Consider the following 17,293-nt stretch of genomic DNA (forward strand, 5'->3'; position numbering starts at 1 on the left):
AGAAGCGAGCCAAATCGGCTTCAATGTTATCAGAAACCTAAACAATGAGTGAAAGCAATAAACAACAAAAAACGGTCAACGTATTTTAGGCATTGACATCTAGCTTCTCGCTTCTCGCTTCTATCTTCTAAAAAAGCCTTCGACAGGCACAGGCACCCACGAGACGCGGGTTCAGTAGGGCAAAACGATACGTTTAGTGGTGAACGTCGCGTAGTCTAGCTTCTCGCTTCTATCTTCTAAAAAAGCCTTCGACAAGCTCAGGCACCCACGATACGCGGGTTCAGTAGGGCAAAATGATACGTTTAGTGGTGAACGTCGCGTAGTCTAGCTTCTCGCTTCTCGCTTCTATCTTCTAAAAAAGCCTTCGACAAGCTCAGGCACCCACGATACGCGGGTTCAGTAGGGCAAAACGATACGTTTAGTGGTGAACGTCGCGTAGTCTATCCCGATAGCTATCGGGACTATCTTCTATTTTCCCCAAAACAATACGTAAAATGGTGAAGGTCGCAATCCCGATAGCTTTCGGAACTAGTTTTCAATGCGATAAATCTCCGTGACTTTTGCGTTAGGGATAGCAGCAGAAATGAAAGTAAGCTGTGGGCAGTTTTTGCAGCTGGAAAACGGCGACCCAAGAAGCCGGTTTACTGCTAGCAAAAGCGCTCCATCGGCGTACTTGAATTGCCGCGAATAGCCCGACGGCGCCGGAGGAACGACCCGCCGAAACGCCCAAAAACAAAAATTATTTGACCAAAGTAGAAGGAGCGTAGCCAAACTGATTTTTAAATGCTTTGCTAAAGGCGGCTGTGTCGGCGAATCCGGTTATAATGCCAACTTGCCCCACTTTTTGGCCTTGTGAGAGCAGCGTTTTAGCATGTAAGAGTCGCTTTTTGATTAGGTATTGGAAAGGCGTTACCAAAAATGCGGATTTAAAGCGGCGGATGAAATCGTATTTCGACATGCAAGCGAGTTGCGTAAGCTCGGTTATGGTAATGACTTTCAAGAAGTTATCATCGATATACGCTTTTGCAGTGAGTAGATTTCGAAATACGGTTTCGTTTACCAGTTGCTTTTTGTACCGCAGCTTAGAAAACTGTTCGAAGATTATTGATTGGTCGCGTACGATACTTTCGCCGATGCTGTAAAACAATTCGTGTGAGAGCAAGCTGTTTTGATTTTCGACCAGCAGCGCTCTAGACAATTTGTTTAGTTGGTGACCGAGATGTGTATGTTGTGCCTTGTATTTGTTAATCAGGAATTTATCTGATAGAATAAAGTTTCTGAAGTCGGTTGTGTCGAAAATACTGTCGGTTATTTCGGTAATGATTTCAGGAGCAATATCGATACACAACCCCAGCGTTTGTTGTTTGATGTGTACCTCGCTGTATTGGTTGTTATTGCCGATTACGTATTCGCCTTGTTTTACGAGGAATTTCTTTCCGTTGATGATGTACGTTTCGGCTCCTGAAACCACGAATTTTGCAGCTATTTGATTGAAATGCGTACTACCTGCAAAACTGTCAAATGCAGAAATTCGAATTTGGTTATTTTGGGTGTCGCTATAAACGTGTTTGTTCATCGGATGAGCATTACTGTTTTATTAGTAGTGAAATCTGTGAAATTGTAACACGTATTTTTCGCCAAGTTCTCTTGGAAACCCACATGGATCGGAATAACGGTTTTTTTTGGGATCTGGAACTGTAAATCAGACGTGACTTTTTAGGTTATGTTCAATATTCAAACTTAAAAATACGGCATTACGTTAACGATTTTTTCTACGTAAACGTCGCGAGTAATTGATGCGAGTCGTAAAATTAAAGTGAAAGGCTGTCAACTGGAATTGAAAACGTTTTCCGACGTGCTGTGAGTCGCGGATTAAAATTCTTCCAAAGTAAGTGAATGGATTCGTTTTCAAGTAGTTCGGGAGTTCTAATACAGCGTTCGACTCCTTTTTTGATGACTGTTCGATAAAAATCCGACATAATTAGTGCCGTAACGCCTTTATTTTGGTATTCGGGAGCAATTCCAATCAGATAAAATACGGCATCTTTACTTGACTTTCGCGCTTTCAGCAGATGAAGAAAACCAAAAGGGAAGAGTTTTCCATTAGCTTTTTGCAAGGCCTGCGCGTATCCGGGCATAACAATAGCAAAAGCAATCATCTGATCCTGAGCATTAAACACAAATTTTATATACTCGGGATTAATGAACGAAATATATTTTTTCTTAAAGAATTCTTTTTGACGTTCGGATACGGCAACGAACGATGATAATTTTTTATAAGATTCATTAAATAGATCAAACATTTGATCTACGTAGGGCATAATGTCGGCGGTTTTAGTGAAATTTTTCGAATACACACCGTAGCGTTTTTTTACTAATTCTTCGCCACGATAAAGAGGTTCGGGATCAACGTCTTTTACTAAAAATATACTTTCAATGTATTCTTTTTCGGTTTGAAATCCGAGTTGCTCGAAATGCGTAACGTAATAAGGTGCATTGTACCAAGTAACTGCTGTTCCTAATTCATCGTAGCCAAAAGTAAGTGCTCCTACTTTGTCGAGATTTGAAAAGCCAATTGGCCCTTCCATGGCAGTTAAGTTGTGCTTTTTGCCTAATTCGCGAACTTTTTCGAGTAGCGCTTTAGTTACGTTTATATCGTCGATAACATCGAACCAGCCGAATCGAACTTTTGATTTTTTTTGTTCGTTGACTTCCTGCCAATTTATAATTGCTGCGACGCGTCCGACAACTTTATTATCGCGGTAAGCCAAATAAAATTGCGCTTCGGCGTGATCGAACGCGGGATTGTTTTTTTTATCGAATGCCGCCAACTCGTCGCTGATCAAAGGAGGAACGAAATAGGGATTATCGCGATATAATTTCATCGGAAATTTCACAAATTCTGTGAGTTCTTTTTTGTTAATCGCTTCTTTGACGGTGATCATAAATGTTATTTTGTTCCAGTTGGTTGAGGCACAGATTCGGTGTCTTTGCCTTTTTTACCTTTTTTCTTTTTCTTCTTTTTGTTACCTTTCTTATCCTTGTCTTTATCTTTTCCAGATCGGATTAGAACAGGCTTATAGTTTTCATCGAATCGCCAGGCTATACCTACACTGGCATAGAACACACTAGGTGTATCTTTTAAATTAGCTGTAAGCGATCCGTCTAATTGAATATTCTCCTTAATCAAATAGGCTGCGCCGGAGCGGAAAAGAACATCTGCATAGAAATCGCTACTGTAAATCTGGCTTTCTAAAAAGCCGCTCCACTTTTCAGAGAATCCACGTGTTAAGGTAATTATACCTCCAAAACTTGGAAAGTCGGTTGTAACTTTATCGGCAATGATATTTGTTACCAGTACAAAACCGCTACTAAATTGGTTTTGGGTAATTACCATTAACTTCGGAGAAATTATAGGATCAGATTCGAAAGTGTACGGATTATCAAAATTTAGATTTACTCCACCATACACAGCAATTGCTGGAATAAGTTCGCGCCATTTAAATTTGTATTTAGCCTTCCAACTTCTAATGTTTGGCTTCTCTTCATAATTTTTATACGGATCGTATAAGAGATACTTAGCTCCGATAATTGTCGACTTAAGCGAACGTCGGTTTTCAGTTCCAAAAGGCGTTACAAATTGGTCGCCTTGGTATTGCGTTTCGAAAATTCCTTCCAACTCTTCCTTGTAAAGTCCCCAGCGCAAGACCGCTTCCAGACCCAATCCCGTTGACGTTGTTTGCAGTAAGTTGTGCTTTTCACGGAAAAAGTAGGTTCCACCTTCGGCTTGAACCACGGATTTACCGACAGAAAACGCTGCCATCGATTTTCCGGGACGGTTTGAGTTTATGACATCAGTAAATTGTCCGTGAGCCAGAACAACTGTTAAAAAGGCAAGAAAGAGTAGCCGGTTTCTATGCATGAGACCTTTATTTAAGCGTAGTTTCAAAAGTATCATTTTTATTATTTATTTAAGAAGTAAAAGGAGAGATAAATTTTACGATTGTTTAATTTTGTCAGAGATAATATTGCGTATGGAAACCGCTTCGTTTACTGGATTTATAAAGACATTATTTTGGATTGTTGTTTTTTACTACGCTTTCCGCCTCATTGTTCGTTTGCTTTTACCTTACGCAATGAAAAAAGTGGTCGAAAAAGCGGCAACGCAATTCCAGAACCAACAGCAAGCGTATCAGCAACAACAGCAAACGTATCAAAGTCAGGCGCAATCTAACCAGAAACCGCGCGAAACCAAAAAGGTAGGGGAGTATGTAGACTTTGAGGAAATTGACTAAGTTTGCCTTACAATTTTCCGACCTGCTAAGGTTCAGTAAACGCTGAAAACTACATGAAAATACTTCAAAAATTCGTTCCGCATTTTATTGCGCTCTTGTTCTTTGTTATAGCCGCACTTATTTATTGTTATCCCGTACTGCAACGAAAAACCGTATACCAATCGGATATCGTTCAATATACCGGAATGGCTAAAGAACAAAACGATTTTCGAGCCACCAACGATCAAGAACCCTATTGGACAAACGCTGCTTTTGGCGGTATGCCTACCTATCAGCTCGGCGCCAATTATCCGCATAATTACGTAAAGAAATTAGATTCAATTATCCGATTTTTACCGCGTCCGGCAGATTACATTTTTCTCTACTTTTTAGGATTTTACACCTTAATCGTTGCATTGGGAATCGATTATCGCAAAGGCATCATCGGTGCGTTAGCGTTCGGATTTTCAACCTATTTAATCGTAATTCTCAATGTGGGTCACAACGCAAAAGCGCATGCGATTGCTTATATGCCGCTCGTGCTCGCTGGACTAATTTGGGTATTTCGCGGAAAACGCACACTCGGATTTGTTGTAAGCACTTTAGCTATCGCACTCGAGATTAACGCGAACCACTTTCAGATGACGTATTACCTGCTGTTTCTGCTGGCAGCGGTGGCCATCTACTACTTCTACGAATTTGCTAAGCAAAAGGCGTATAAACCACTTTTTATTAATTTCGGAATTTTGATAGGTGCAGCTATTTTGGCAGTTGGCGCCAATGCAGCCGGTTTGTTGGCCACCGCAGAATACACCGATTGGAGTATACGTGGAAAAAGTGAACTCACTTTTAAAGCCGATGGATCCGAGAAAACTTCGGACGCGGCTATGGAATATGAATACATTACCGAATACAGCTACGGCATCGGCGAAAGTTTAAATTTAATTGTTCCGCGATTGTTCGGTGGCAGTAACGGCGAATCTTTAGACGAAAATTCGGCAGTTGTCGACCAACTTCAAAAAACGCAAATAGGAGAAAATCAATACATTCCAAAAGAACAAGCAATTGAGTATGCCAAAGAAGGAATGCCAACGTATTGGGGCGATCAGCCGATTGTAGCAGCACCAGCCTATATTGGGGTCACCGTTTTCTTTTTGGCATTACTAGCTTTATACTACGATCAGCGAAAAATAAAATACGCTTTTCTAGCAGCTGCGCTACTTAGTTTGTTCTTATCATGGGGAAAAAACCTTGATTTTCTTACCCGATTTTTTGTTGATTACGTTCCGTTGTACGACAAGTTTAGAGCAGTTTCTTCCATCCAAGTGGTGCTAGAATTATGTCTGCCGTTACTCGCAGTAATGGGCTTACAAACCTTTTGGAAACTCGATGCGGCGCAGCAGCAAAAAGCAGTTATTAAAACCGGCGGAACCGTTTTGGCTATTTTATTGCTCATCTTTGGTGGCAAGTACTTTTTGGAATTCACCACCGTTAAAGACGACGAGCTGGTGAAGCAATTAGGCGCTGAGATTGTGGCTGCCTTACGCAAAGACCGAGAAGCCATGTACACCACCGATACGCTAAAAGCCATCGGATTAACGGCAGTCCTTGCAGGAATTATGTGGCTCTTTTTGAAGCAAAAGTTGAAATCGGCTACCGCACTTTCCTTAATTGGATTGCTGATTTTAGTCGATTTAATTTCGGTAGATAAACGTTATTTGAACGCCGATAACTTTGTTCCAGGAATCAAAATGCGTGAGCCATTCGAGCGTACTTCAGCCGACTCAGAGATTTTAGCCGATAGCACTGTTTTTAGAGTTTACGACATTCAAGGACGTTTAAATGCCCGAGCATCTTATTTCCACAAATCGGTGGGTGGCTATTCGGCGGTCCGACCACGTCGTTACGATCAATTGTTTGAATTTGGTGTAGAGCGCGATTTACAAAAATGGGCATCGCAAATAAATCCAGAAACAGGTTTGTTGGGCATAGATTATCCCGTGTTGAGTGCGCTAAATGTAAAATACGTTTTGATTCCTACCGAACAAGGCGAGGTTGTTGTTGGAAATCCGTTTGCCTACGGAAACGCATGGTTTGTGAAGTCGATTGTTCCGGCAAAATCGGCCGACGAAGAGTTTAAAGCTACGCTGAATTCCAATCTGCGTCAAACAGCCATTCTTGCGAGTTCCGATGCGAAAGCTCTTGCCGGGAAAACCATTGCGGCCGACAGTCTGTCGCAAATCCGCTTAACTTCCGCGAAAGCGTACACACCAAATAAAATTACGTACCAATCGAATAACGCAACCGACGGATTTGCCGTTTTTTCAGAATCGTTTTACAAAGACGGCTGGACAGCAAAAATCGATGGAAAAGAAGCACCGATTTATCGTACCAATTACGTCTTACGCGGATTATTCATTCCAAAAGGCGCCCACCAAATCACTTTCGAATTCAAACCAAAAGTGGTTGAAACCGGCGGAACGATTTCGCTGATAAGCACAATCATCCTGCTCTTGATTTTAGGAATCGTGGGAGTGAAATACGCTAAAGAATCAAAAAAGTAAACTCATGAGCGCGCAGCGAAAAGTGCTAATCGTTGCTTATTACTGGCCGCCTGCGGGAGGGCCTGGCGTTCAGCGTTGGTTAAAATTCGCGACCTACTTGCGCGAGTTTGGTTATGAACCAATATTGTACGTACCCGATAATCCTACATATCCGATTATCGACTCCGGTTTGTTGGATGAAGTTCCGCACGATATTCGCGTCGTTAAGAAGGCAATTTCCGAGCCGTACAAATTTGCAGCTTGGTTTTCTTTAAAACGTACCCGAAAAATAAGTAGCGGCCTTATTCCCAAAAAGCAATCGCCGAAAGACAAGATTTTATTGTGGATTCGCGGAAACCTATTCATTCCCGATGCACGTGTTTTGTGGGTAAAACCCTCGGTCGAATTTCTTGAACAATTTATTCAAGAAGAACAAATTAAGTTAGTAATTACAACCGGACCGCCGCATTCGTTACATCTGATCGGAGCAAAACTAAAAGAACGTAAACCCAATGTAACGTGGATGGCCGATTTTCGAGATCCGTGGACTACCATTGGTTATCACAAAGATTTATTGCTCACCTCTTGGGCAGCTAATAAACACAAGAAACTAGAAAAGTACGTGCTCGATACCGCCGACCATTTGTTGGTAACGAGTTCGGGAACCAAAACGGAATTTCAAGCACTTACAAAAACACCTATCTCGGTTATAACTAATGGTTTTGATTCGTATGAAATACAGCAAATTCGGTTAGATGAAAAGTTTAGTTTGGCACACATCGGTTCGTTTTTAGCCGATCGAAATCCAGAAATTCTCTGGCAAGCGTTGGCCGAGCTTATTCGAGAAAATGCAGCTTTTGATAAAGCATTCGAGCTAAAAATCATCGGCGCGGTATCGCCAATTGTTGTGGAAAGTATCAAGAAAAATAAGCTCGCCGACTACGTAACGCTACTGGGCTATCTGCCACATCTCGAAGCCGTGAAACAGCAACGCGCATCGCAAGTATTGCTCCTTATCGAAATCGATCGCCCCGAAAGCAAAGTAATTATCCCGGGAAAGTTGTTCGAGTATTTAGCAGCACAGCGTCCGATTTTAGCCATCGGACCCGAAGGCGCCGATTTTCGCTCTCTACTCGAAGACGCTGCCGCCGGCCGATTTTTCAATTATTCGAACAAACAAGCACTTAAAGAATACATACAATCCCTTTTTTCCGACTTTCAAGCCAGTAAGTTATTTGTAGAAACAAAAGATATTGAGCAATTTAGCAGAAAATCGCTTACTAAAAAACTCGCAGCTTTGCTCGATACGTTATGGGAATCGTAATTAAACAGTCGTCCGGAAATTTTGTCATCACCTATTTCGGTTTTGCCATTGGTGCCGTAAATGCGCTGTTTCTTTATACCAATTTTCTAGAGCAAGAGTATTACGGCTACACGCAGTATTTATTGTCGGCAGCAAACATTTTAATGCCTTTCATGGCTTTTGGGGTGCATTCGAGTTTGATTCGCTTTTTTAGTCGCTGTACTTCTGAAAAGGAAAAAGACCAATTGCTGAGTTTTGTTGTCCTATTGCCCTTGCTTATCAGTTCGCTCGTGGCGGTGCTTTACGGCTTTTTCAGCGAAGCTTTTGTCACGCATTTTTTGAGTCCGAATATGGATGTTTCTAAATACCTGTGGATGATTCCCGTAGTTGGACTTGCCATGGCGTATTTCGAGATTTTTTATGCCTATGCAAAAGTTCATTTACGTTCGAACTTAGGGAATTTCCTCAGCGAAGTTTTAGTCCGTTTACTAGCCATGATCATGCTTTTTGGCGTGCACTACAACTGGATTACGACCGATCAATTTCTGTACGGATTAGTTGTGGCTTATGTGGTACAGGCGATTTGGATGTTTATTTACGCGGTTTCTATGCGACCTTTACGCTTCCAAATCGGATTTCCACACAACCGAAACGAGATTCTACAGTTTTCGGCCTTTATTATCGTTTCAGGAAGTATTGCCACGCTGCTTCTAGATCTTGATAAACTTATGATTCCCCGCTATAATTCGCCTGAAGCAGTTGCTATTTATGGCGTTGCAGGCTTTATTTCTACTGTTATTGCAGTTCCGGCGCGCGCCATGAATCATATAACGTATCCGCTTACGGCTCAATTAATTGCTGCTGAAAAGTGGGCAGAGCTTCGAAGTTTGTACCAAAAAAGTGCCCTCACGCTACAAATTATCGGAGGATTGGTTTTACTAGGTATTTTTCTTAATGTAAAACAGCTGTATTTGATTCTTCCGGCTGGTTATGAAGCAGGTTATTGGTCGGTGATCTTAGTCGGATTAGCAAAATTTTACGACGTGATTTTAGGAAATAACAACGCTATTTTGGTAAACACCAAACATTATAAATGGGCTTTAACTTTCGGAGTGGGCGTAGTTGTACTTATGATTACTTTTAATATATGGCTAATCCCCTTGTACGGCATTACCGGAGCGGCACTAGCTACGTTAATGAGCGTTGCGATTTACAACACAGTTAAACTACTTTTCGTAGTTAGCAAGCTAAAAATGTCTCCGTTCTCGACAGCTACGCTGAAAAGTTTATTAGTTATACTATTGACATTTGCATTGTTCTTTGGTTGGGATTTTCAATTTCACCCCATCCTAAATATCATTTGTAAATCGGTATTAATAACTATTTTCTATATAGTTTTAGTTTTGAGGCTAAAATTATCTACGGAAATTAACGACGCCGTGCTACAGCTGTTTAAAAAACTCAGAAAAGCTTAAGTAGCGTGAGTTCGATTTAAATGTCGAAATTAGAAATCGTTTCAATAGTGGATCGCAAAGCATTTTTTCATTGCTATACCGCGGTATTTCAGAAATCTATAACTTCGTAATCAACCCTTGAAATGCTTCGCTTCAAAAAATCATTGGTGGAAATTTTTCTTTTTCCAATTAAAAAGCGCAAATCAAGCGTTCTAATAAAAATCTTTAAGTCGAACTCACGTTTTTAGTCTGCATTATAGAGTTAATCAGAATTTATTTTTAGCAAAAAGTTATCGCAAAATTGAAACTTTCCGCGTCACACTGATTTACGTCAAAGACGACATGTCAATCACAAAACGATAGCGGACGTCGCTTTTCAGCATGCGTTCGTAAGCCTGATTGATTTCTTGCATTTTTATAACTTCAACGTCGGAAACAATATTGTGTTCACCACAGAAATCGAGTAATTCTTGCGTTTCGGCAATGCCACCAATGAGCGATCCGGCTACTGTTTTACGGGAAAAAACCATTGGCATCGTATTTAATTGATCTTCCAACGCGCCTAAGTATCCAACTACGACTAAACTTCCACTAACCGCAAGTGCTTGAACGTAAGGATTTAAGTCGTGCGCATACGGAACGGTGTCTAAAATAAAATCGAAGGTACCAGCAGCGGCGGCCATGGCTTCAGGATCGGTTGAGATGATAATCCGATCTGCGCCTAATTGTTTTGCATCGGCTTCTTTGCCGGCCGATCGTGAAAAGAGCGTAACATCAGCTCCCAGGCCTTTCGCGAGTTTAATAGCCATGTGGCCGAGTCCGCCCAAACCTACTACGGCAACTTTACTGTTCGGCCCAACGTTCCAATGGCGTAAAGGCGACCAAGTGGTGATTCCCGCGCACAAAAGAGGAGCAACGCCAGCCAAATCCAATCCGTTTGGCACACGTAAAACAAAGTGCTGATCTACGACAATCGATTGCGAATAGCCGCCGTGTGTGGTTCCGCCCAGAAATTTATCGACGCCACCGTAAGTTCCGGTAAATCCGTTCAAACAATATTGTTCTAAATCTTGTGCGCAACTGCTGCAGCTTCGGCAACTGTCAACCAAACAGCCAACGGCAACGGTATCGCCAACGTGGTATTTGGTAACGGCATTGCCAACGGCGGTTACTTTACCTACAATTTCGTGTCCGGGTACCACAGGATAGGTGGTAAATCCCCAATCGTTTTTTGCAAAGTGAAGGTCGGAATGACAAACACCGCAGTATAAAATTTCGATAGCAACATCGTCGGCTTGTACCTCACGACGCGGAATTTGGATGTTTTCGAGCGCTTGATCGGGCGCATGAGTCCCGAAAGCGGTAACTGTGGTTGTGTTCATAGGTTATGTAATTTATTCCAAATAAAGGTACGGTTTTAATTGGTCAATCTCGTAAGTTTGAAATCGTAGAATCTATCGTTGCTGTCTGAGCTAGTCGAAGGCTAATTTTTGGGAAGCTAGTCCCGATAGCCATCGGGATAGACACGAGAAGCTAGACTTCGATGAGTTCACCATTTGACGTATCGATTTCCCGCCTGAACCCATATATCGTCGTTGCCTGAGCTTGTCGAAGGCTAATTTTTGGGGAAGCTAGTCCCGATAGCCATCGGGATAGACACGAGTTCCGTTCGCCATCGCTATCGATGAGTTCACCATTTAACGTGTCATTTTGCCCTCCTTAACCCAAGTATCGCCTGAGCCTGAGCCTATCGAAACCTTTCTTTCGCTTCCAAAAGCTATCGGAATTCGCTTTTTTTTTGCTTTTTTTGCTACTTTCTATTTTTTCTATTTTTTCTATTTTTTCTATTTTTTCTATTTTTTCTATTTTTTCTATTCCAAGCTTCTCCGGCTGTTCGCTTTAGTCCGCAAAAAATACGGCAAGTTCACACGTCTTGCCATTGGCTTCTTGGGTCGCCCTTGCAACACGGTTCACGTAGCCGTATTTTTCTTACGGGCTGCCGCTGCCATCCGGGCTAGGGCATACGTTATTGGCGTTTGGTGGAAAAGTGTATATTGGTAATTGTAATAAGGCGAAGTGGCTGTGCAAATTGATAGGTAAAAATGTTCAAAATTGATTCATGCGACGTCCTTTTATGTAGTTCTTCCCGATTGTTTTTGATAATTGAAAAATATTTGAAAATTCTAGTACAATATGATTCGGTATCGGTTTTTCAAAATCCTATAATATATTTATTCTTTAAACGTTATAAGCTTGTGCTTTGAAATCTATTAATTGTGAATAAATGAGTATTTTAAAAAAGATATTTTTCTTTTTAATTGGCTTCACAACTTTAAACGCTAGTTCTCAAGATATAGACAATATCATCTTAAACTTTAATTCAGAAAGACGAATACCTTTTAATAGCGTAAAAGTCAGAATTTATAAACGAGAAGATGGTAATAGTGCTTTCGCTTTTGTTAGTAGTCGCCCTTTAAAAGATGACCCTCGCTGGAATTACTCTAAAATAGATACAATTTATGATATTGAAATTCAGCAATTTAACAAATTAAAAGACAAGCTGTCTTCGCTAGACAAAATAAACCTTGATAAAGCTTTCAGGCAAGGTTTTGGAGGAAGTACATGTACGTTAGAGTTTGGAGCGAAAGGAAGAAATACCAGTTATGCGTTTTGGATTTCAAAATCTGACTCAAAAGAACGAGGATTGCTTGAATTCGTTGAAATTTGCGAAGAGATTTTAAAGCTAGTTTACTTAGATTCGAAAGAGATTTTAGGTCATTAATGCAATTTAACAACAATTATATCTGTACTAAGCCTATACGCGATACATCTGTATTGTAGAAATTTTTCTTTTTTGGGATGTTTCGGCTTAAAAAGGCATAACGTCGTGATAATCGAGTTTTGGCAATACGTGAGTGGCTACAAGATGAATTTGCGATGCAACGAATCGATATCGAAATTTAAAAAAAAGCTCCGGCATAAAGTTTAATTTACGTATGACGACAGAAACACACATTAAACTCGGACGAAAAACAGCTCTAATTTCATTCTTGCTCGGGTCGTGTATATTCGGATTTTACTTTTTAACTTCTGTCTTTGAGCTACTTTTTATTGGCCTTGGGTATATTATTTTGGCGGGTTTGATAAATCTTGGTGTTTTAATTTTAATCGTAGATAAAGCCAGTGAAGACAAAAACAAAAGAAAAAAATTATACGCAACTTGTGGTCTGATGTTGCTTAACATTCCTGTGATGCTTTTTTATTGTTGGATAACCGGTATTTTGCTTAATACAATGCGAATTACTTTTACAAACGCCACACAAACAACTCTGACAAACATAAATATTGAGGGTTGTGGCGGTGGACACATTGACAAATTAGAAAGCGGCGAAAGCGAAACAGTTTGGGTTGACATAACTGGAGATTGCTCAATAAACGTCACCTATTTTTTCAACGGAGTCAAGAGAGACGAAAATGTTGCTGGTTACATAACGGGAAATTTGGGACAGAAGATGAAACACAATATCGGTGGAAAGAACGAACCGCTCTTATGAAAATCATTTCAAATGTGGTCAACCCAATGAGCTGGTTTTATTAAAATTGAGTTTTACCATTTTGTGAATCACCACGCGATGGACTCACGCGACAGCGAGTTGATATAACGTCGTGAGAACTAATTTCCAAGGAATTGCAATTTACCACGCGATGGATTTACGCGGCAGCGAATTCGGTTTCTGCGTTTTGATATTACTCCTTTTTAGCTATGTGCCTATGTGGTCAACCCATTGAGCTGTTTTTATTAAAATCAAGTATTAGTATTTTGCAATTTACCACGCGAGGGACTCGCGCGGCAGCGAATTGAGATTGTGTCGTAAGAATCGATTTTCAAAGAATTGTGAATTACCACGCGAGGGACTCGCGCGGCAGCGAATTCGGTTTCCGCGTTTTAATAATACTCTTTTTTAGCTCTGTGCCTATGTGGTCAAACCAATAAGCTGGTTTTATTAAAATTGAGTATTACGATTTTGTGATTTACCACGCGAGGGATTCGCACGGTAGCGAGTTTATTTCGATATGTAAACGGAAGTACTAAATTTAATTTGGTCTCCGGACGGTAGAGAAAGAATGAGAAAAGCTTATTCATATTTAATTTTCCTTCTTAATGGTACATTTATGCTACTTTTGAGCGCCAAAAATCACGTAAATTTAAAACTTCGTAGAAAGTGAGAAATATTTTAATTATTTTCAGCGTAAGCTGTTTAGTCTTATCCTGTAGAACTAGTCAAACGCTGGTGCTAACAGATTCCGTAGTAATTACGGATTCTTTGTTTAGCAGATATTTAAGCGAATATCGTAAACACACGGTTTATTTGCCAAAAGGTTTCAATTCAAAAAAAAGTTATCCCGTTATTTTTTCAACGGATGGAGGAAGCAGTATAACGGATAAAAAATCAGTTTTTGATTCCTTGATTAACTTAAAAATCATAAATCCCGTTATTTTTGTCGCAAGCCATGCTAACAGTAAAATTGCAGACAGTACAATGCAGACTACCGGCGATGGTAAAAAAGTTTTCCTATCGTATCGAAATTTCGAATACATAAACGACTATTCTTCGGCGGTTAAAGATTCAGTTTTAGCTAATAGGTTTAAAAATCATAAATCCTATTTTGTCCGTGAATTTATAAAGCAGGTTGAGGAAAAGTACCGTCTAAAAAAGAAAAAATCAAACAGACATTTTTACGGAGTTTCAAATGGTGGCGGATTTGGCATTCATTTACTCAACAGTGATCCTCAATTGATAGGCACTTACCTCTGTTTCTCGGTATTTGGCGGCGGTATTCAAACTAATAAATGGGACTCTAAAACGAATTACCCAAACTTATATCTAAGATATGGAAGTGAAGAACCTTCGTTTCTGAAAGATGAGGCTTTTATTTTAAAGGAAAAGTATTCTGATTCAAAGTCGTTTATAGATTCAGATGAATTTATGGGCAGACATAGTAACCAATACTGGGAGAAAGAATTTACTGAAATAATAAGTCGTTTATTTAAGGATTAAAAAAATCCCAAAGCCATTATAAAATGTAGACCCAAACTTAAAACCCAAGAAAAAACTACTTCTAAAAATCACAATTCGGATTTTAGGAACCATCGGAATTGATAAGATCACCACTAAAAATATTGTAGTTTTGCGAGCACGTAAAAGCTCGGTAACTACTCTTGTAGAAGGTTTAACCGCAAAGAACGCAAAGTTTAAGCGCAAAGGTCGCATGGACGGAACTTTTACATTTTTGATTCTCTTCCTCTTCTTTCACTTTCGACAGCTATCGGAATTTGCTTTTTTCGCTTTTTTCGCTTCCGATAGCTACCAGAATTCTATTGTCTTCAATCTTTCAATCTTTCAATCTTGTAATCTTGTAATCTTGTAATCTTGTAATCTTGTAATCTTGTAATCTTTCAATCTTTCAATCTTGTAATCTTTCAATCTTTCAATCTTCCAAAAAAAAGACCTCCGTTTCCGAAAGTCTCTTCTCAATCAACCAATCATAACTATTTTCTTCTGTACTTTTATCTAGTGGTGTTCATCCTTCCTCGAGTACCGTCGGCGCGGTAGTAGTAATACGTATCGTTTTGGTAAGCGGTGTTGTAGTTGTAGTCGTAACCGCTGTGATAGGTCCGTTTGCGGATGTCGCCTATGAAATTCGTAATGTTTCCACGACGGTCGTATTCAATGCGCAAACCACCAATTTGGCTCATCGCAAAACGATTGTACCGCATGTAAATCGTGCCAATTCGGTTCACGCGATCAAAAGCATCGTAGTTGATAAACACATTTCCTACTCTGCGAACACGTCCAAATGCATCTTGTTCAATCCGTACGCCGTAGTTCACTTCCACATGGTTTCTGCCTCGAGCCTGAGCGCGGTTTCCAGCTTGGCGGTAGTAGTAATCGCCGGTACTTTCGGGTCTCGTATTGAAATCGAATTGCCCGTCTGGAAATACATAAAAGTCTATTCCTCTTTCAGTGAAAACAAAAGGTTCTGCGTTTTCGACGGTGCAAGGAAAATCGTTAAAAGCTGTAGCCGTTGTTAATGTTCCTAATGTTAACGCTACGAACAGGCGTAAAGTAATAGTTTTCATCATTTCTAAAATTTTAAAACTTCCTACTCTTTCGATTTTCGGTTTTCTCGAATTCAAAACTTGAATTGTATACGAATATCCAAAGCACATGCCGAAATTGACTTCTCCGCGCGTGCCAAACCAAGACGCCGCAGCAACTTTAATTGCAAATGTCTGTAATTCAATTTAGTAGTTAATTCTCCTTTACGAATCGTTGACCAAGCGTTAACAAGTCGTTTGAGAATAGAGTAGGCATTCAGTGCACACATTAGCGCATTTTTTAGGAAAAGGCCGACTTAAAAGCAGGGAATCATTTTAAACCTTCGCGTTGCTTTGTCGATTATCAAGTTCTCTATTTTATTTCCAACAAACTGATTATGAGTTTTTTAGCGATTGTTTTTGTCGGATTTCTGGTTTTTGGCAATTGTATTTTTGGGAAGTCGTAAAAAAGTGCTTATTTCGCCAACGAAAATGCGTTAGAAAAATTCGTTTCGCTGTTTCTGCTCCTTTAGCGAATTTGCATTATTTCAAGTACTCGCTTCTGTAGGTCAAAATTTTGTTACGCGCCACTTAGGCACACCTTTTTTATTTAGAAAACCAACGTTAGCGAATGAGTAAATTACCTCAAGAATACAAGTTTATTGATCTTTCAGACTACGGTCGGCCAGCGGCAAAAATCATTGCTATTTCTTTAAAAAACACTTCATTAACACCACTTCATGTGACATTCGGATTTATCATCGCTGGTTGTATCGCGATCTATTGCATCCTTTCTGATCACTATTTCCTAGCCGCTTTTTTCTTAATTGTAAAATCGATTTTAGATGCGGCCGATGGCGAATTATCGCGCGTGAAACAAACACCTTCGTACGTGGGTCGTTATACCGACTCGGTGGCCGACATAATCTTGAACTTTTTTATTTTTCTCGCGATTTGGTACGTGACTGATATTTCTATTTGGATTTGTTTTCTCGCTTTTTTAGGTCTTCAACTACAAGGAACACTCTACAATTACTACTATGTGATTTTAAGAAATCGCTTTGCAGGCGATACAACAAGTCGCGTAATCGAAGATAAAACGCCTATTGCTTTGCCCGGCGAATCGCAAAAGCACGTAAATGTCTTGTTCTTTTTGTACAAGTTGTTTTATTCCGTTTTTGATAAAGCGATTTATGCGCTCGATCGAAACGCGAGTAAAGGGCAAATTTTCCCGAATTGGTTAATGACATTTGTCTCCACTTTCGGATTAGGTTTTCAGCTATTCGTTATTGCGTTCTTGCTGGTATTCGATTTCAAACAGCTGATTCTGCCGTTCTTCGTAGCATATACCGCCATGGTTTTTATTTGCGTAGGCGTTCGGCGCTACTTTTATCATTTACCTGTTGGCTTGTAATTTTCAAAAGCGATTTTATTCTTAAATCGAATTTCGCTTGCAATAAAGAATAAAAGTGGTAACTCTGTTCTTTAGATGAAAAGCCAGTAGTTTATTTATTGAAAATCAGTTTATTATTATTTAAATCAGAACTTCATATCTTATTATTCCATAAAAAAAACCAACCGAATTTGATAGTTCAAATCCAGTTGGTTTTCTGTTTTTG

At 40.0% G+C, this 17,293-nt stretch carries 13 protein-coding genes; 8 read left to right on the forward strand and 5 right to left on the reverse strand.

Annotation, left to right across the window (positions count from 1 at the left end; translation table 11 throughout):
• Positions 1–739: 739 nt before the first annotated feature.
• From Q0064_RS06485 to Q0064_RS06495, 3 genes are all read right to left on the reverse strand, one after another.
• Positions 740–1,576 carry an AraC family transcriptional regulator gene (locus Q0064_RS06485; RefSeq protein WP_298146051.1) on the reverse strand — a complete coding sequence of 279 codons (837 nt, stop codon included), beginning with the start codon at positions 1,574–1,576 and terminating at the stop codon, positions 740–742.
• 235 nt (positions 1,577–1,811) lie between these two features.
• Positions 1,812–2,945, reverse strand: coding sequence for a GTP cyclohydrolase (locus Q0064_RS06490; RefSeq protein WP_298146054.1), 1,134 nt, complete (start codon positions 2,943–2,945; stop codon positions 1,812–1,814).
• 5 nt (positions 2,946–2,950) lie between these two features.
• The gene (locus tag Q0064_RS06495) at positions 2,951–3,922 is read right to left on the reverse strand and encodes a transporter (protein WP_298146056.1); all 972 of its coding nucleotides are present in this window, start codon (positions 3,920–3,922) and stop codon (positions 2,951–2,953) included.
• Between the two features lie 91 nt (positions 3,923–4,013).
• On the opposite strand from Q0064_RS06495, the gene Q0064_RS06500 reads away from it, so the two are divergent.
• The 4 genes from Q0064_RS06500 to Q0064_RS06515 are packed head-to-tail and all read left to right on the forward strand — an operon-like array spanning position 4,014 to position 9,595.
• Positions 4,014–4,295, forward strand: a complete 282-nt coding sequence (locus tag Q0064_RS06500; RefSeq protein ID WP_366094886.1) for a DUF4834 family protein — start codon at positions 4,014–4,016, stop codon at positions 4,293–4,295.
• 53 nt (positions 4,296–4,348) lie between these two features.
• Positions 4,349–6,838, forward strand: coding sequence for a YfhO family protein (locus tag Q0064_RS06505; protein WP_298146058.1), 2,490 nt, complete (start codon positions 4,349–4,351; stop codon positions 6,836–6,838).
• A gap of 4 nt (positions 6,839–6,842) precedes the next feature.
• Positions 6,843–8,141: a glycosyltransferase family 4 protein gene (locus Q0064_RS06510; protein WP_298146061.1), complete on the forward strand. Its 1,299-nt coding sequence runs from the start codon at positions 6,843–6,845 to the stop codon at positions 8,139–8,141.
• Positions 8,129–9,595: an oligosaccharide flippase family protein gene (locus Q0064_RS06515; RefSeq protein WP_298146065.1), complete on the forward strand. Its 1,467-nt coding sequence runs from the start codon at positions 8,129–8,131 to the stop codon at positions 9,593–9,595. Before Q0064_RS06510 ends, Q0064_RS06515 begins: the two co-directional genes overlap by 13 nt.
• 305 nt (positions 9,596–9,900) lie before the next feature.
• Here the strand turns inward: Q0064_RS06515 and Q0064_RS06520 are convergent, their stop codons facing one another.
• On the reverse strand, positions 9,901–10,956 hold the full coding sequence (locus tag Q0064_RS06520) for an NAD(P)-dependent alcohol dehydrogenase (protein WP_298146068.1): 1,056 nt from the start codon (positions 10,954–10,956) through the stop codon (positions 9,901–9,903).
• 902 nt (positions 10,957–11,858) lie between these two features.
• On the opposite strand from Q0064_RS06520, the gene Q0064_RS06525 reads away from it, so the two are divergent.
• The 3 genes from Q0064_RS06525 (at position 11,859) to Q0064_RS06535 (ending at position 14,634) form a co-directional block, all read left to right on the forward strand.
• A complete protein-coding gene (locus Q0064_RS06525; RefSeq protein ID WP_298146071.1) occupies positions 11,859–12,356 on the forward strand; it encodes a hypothetical protein in 498 nt (165 codons plus the stop codon).
• Positions 12,357–12,570: 214 nt separating this feature from the next.
• Positions 12,571–13,128: a hypothetical protein gene (locus tag Q0064_RS06530; protein ID WP_298146074.1), complete on the forward strand. Its 558-nt coding sequence runs from the start codon at positions 12,571–12,573 to the stop codon at positions 13,126–13,128.
• Positions 13,129–13,797: 669 nt separating this feature from the next.
• Positions 13,798–14,634 (forward strand): alpha/beta hydrolase-fold protein, encoded by an 837-nt coding sequence (locus Q0064_RS06535; protein WP_298146077.1) that lies wholly within the window; start codon positions 13,798–13,800, stop codon positions 14,632–14,634.
• Positions 14,635–15,143: 509 nt separating this feature from the next.
• On the opposite strand, the gene Q0064_RS06540 is transcribed toward Q0064_RS06535, so the two are convergent.
• Positions 15,144–15,719: a hypothetical protein gene (locus Q0064_RS06540; RefSeq protein WP_298146081.1), complete on the reverse strand. Its 576-nt coding sequence runs from the start codon at positions 15,717–15,719 to the stop codon at positions 15,144–15,146.
• 586 nt (positions 15,720–16,305) lie between these two features.
• Here Q0064_RS06540 and Q0064_RS06545 point away from each other — a divergent pair.
• Positions 16,306–17,088 carry a CDP-alcohol phosphatidyltransferase family protein gene (locus Q0064_RS06545; protein WP_298146084.1) on the forward strand — a complete coding sequence of 261 codons (783 nt, stop codon included), beginning with the start codon at positions 16,306–16,308 and terminating at the stop codon, positions 17,086–17,088.
• Positions 17,089–17,293: the final 205 nt, after the last annotated feature.

The sequence above is a fragment of the Flavobacterium sp. genome, from assembly GCF_027490375.1.
Classification (GTDB): Bacteria; Bacteroidota; Bacteroidia; order Flavobacteriales; family Flavobacteriaceae; genus Flavobacterium.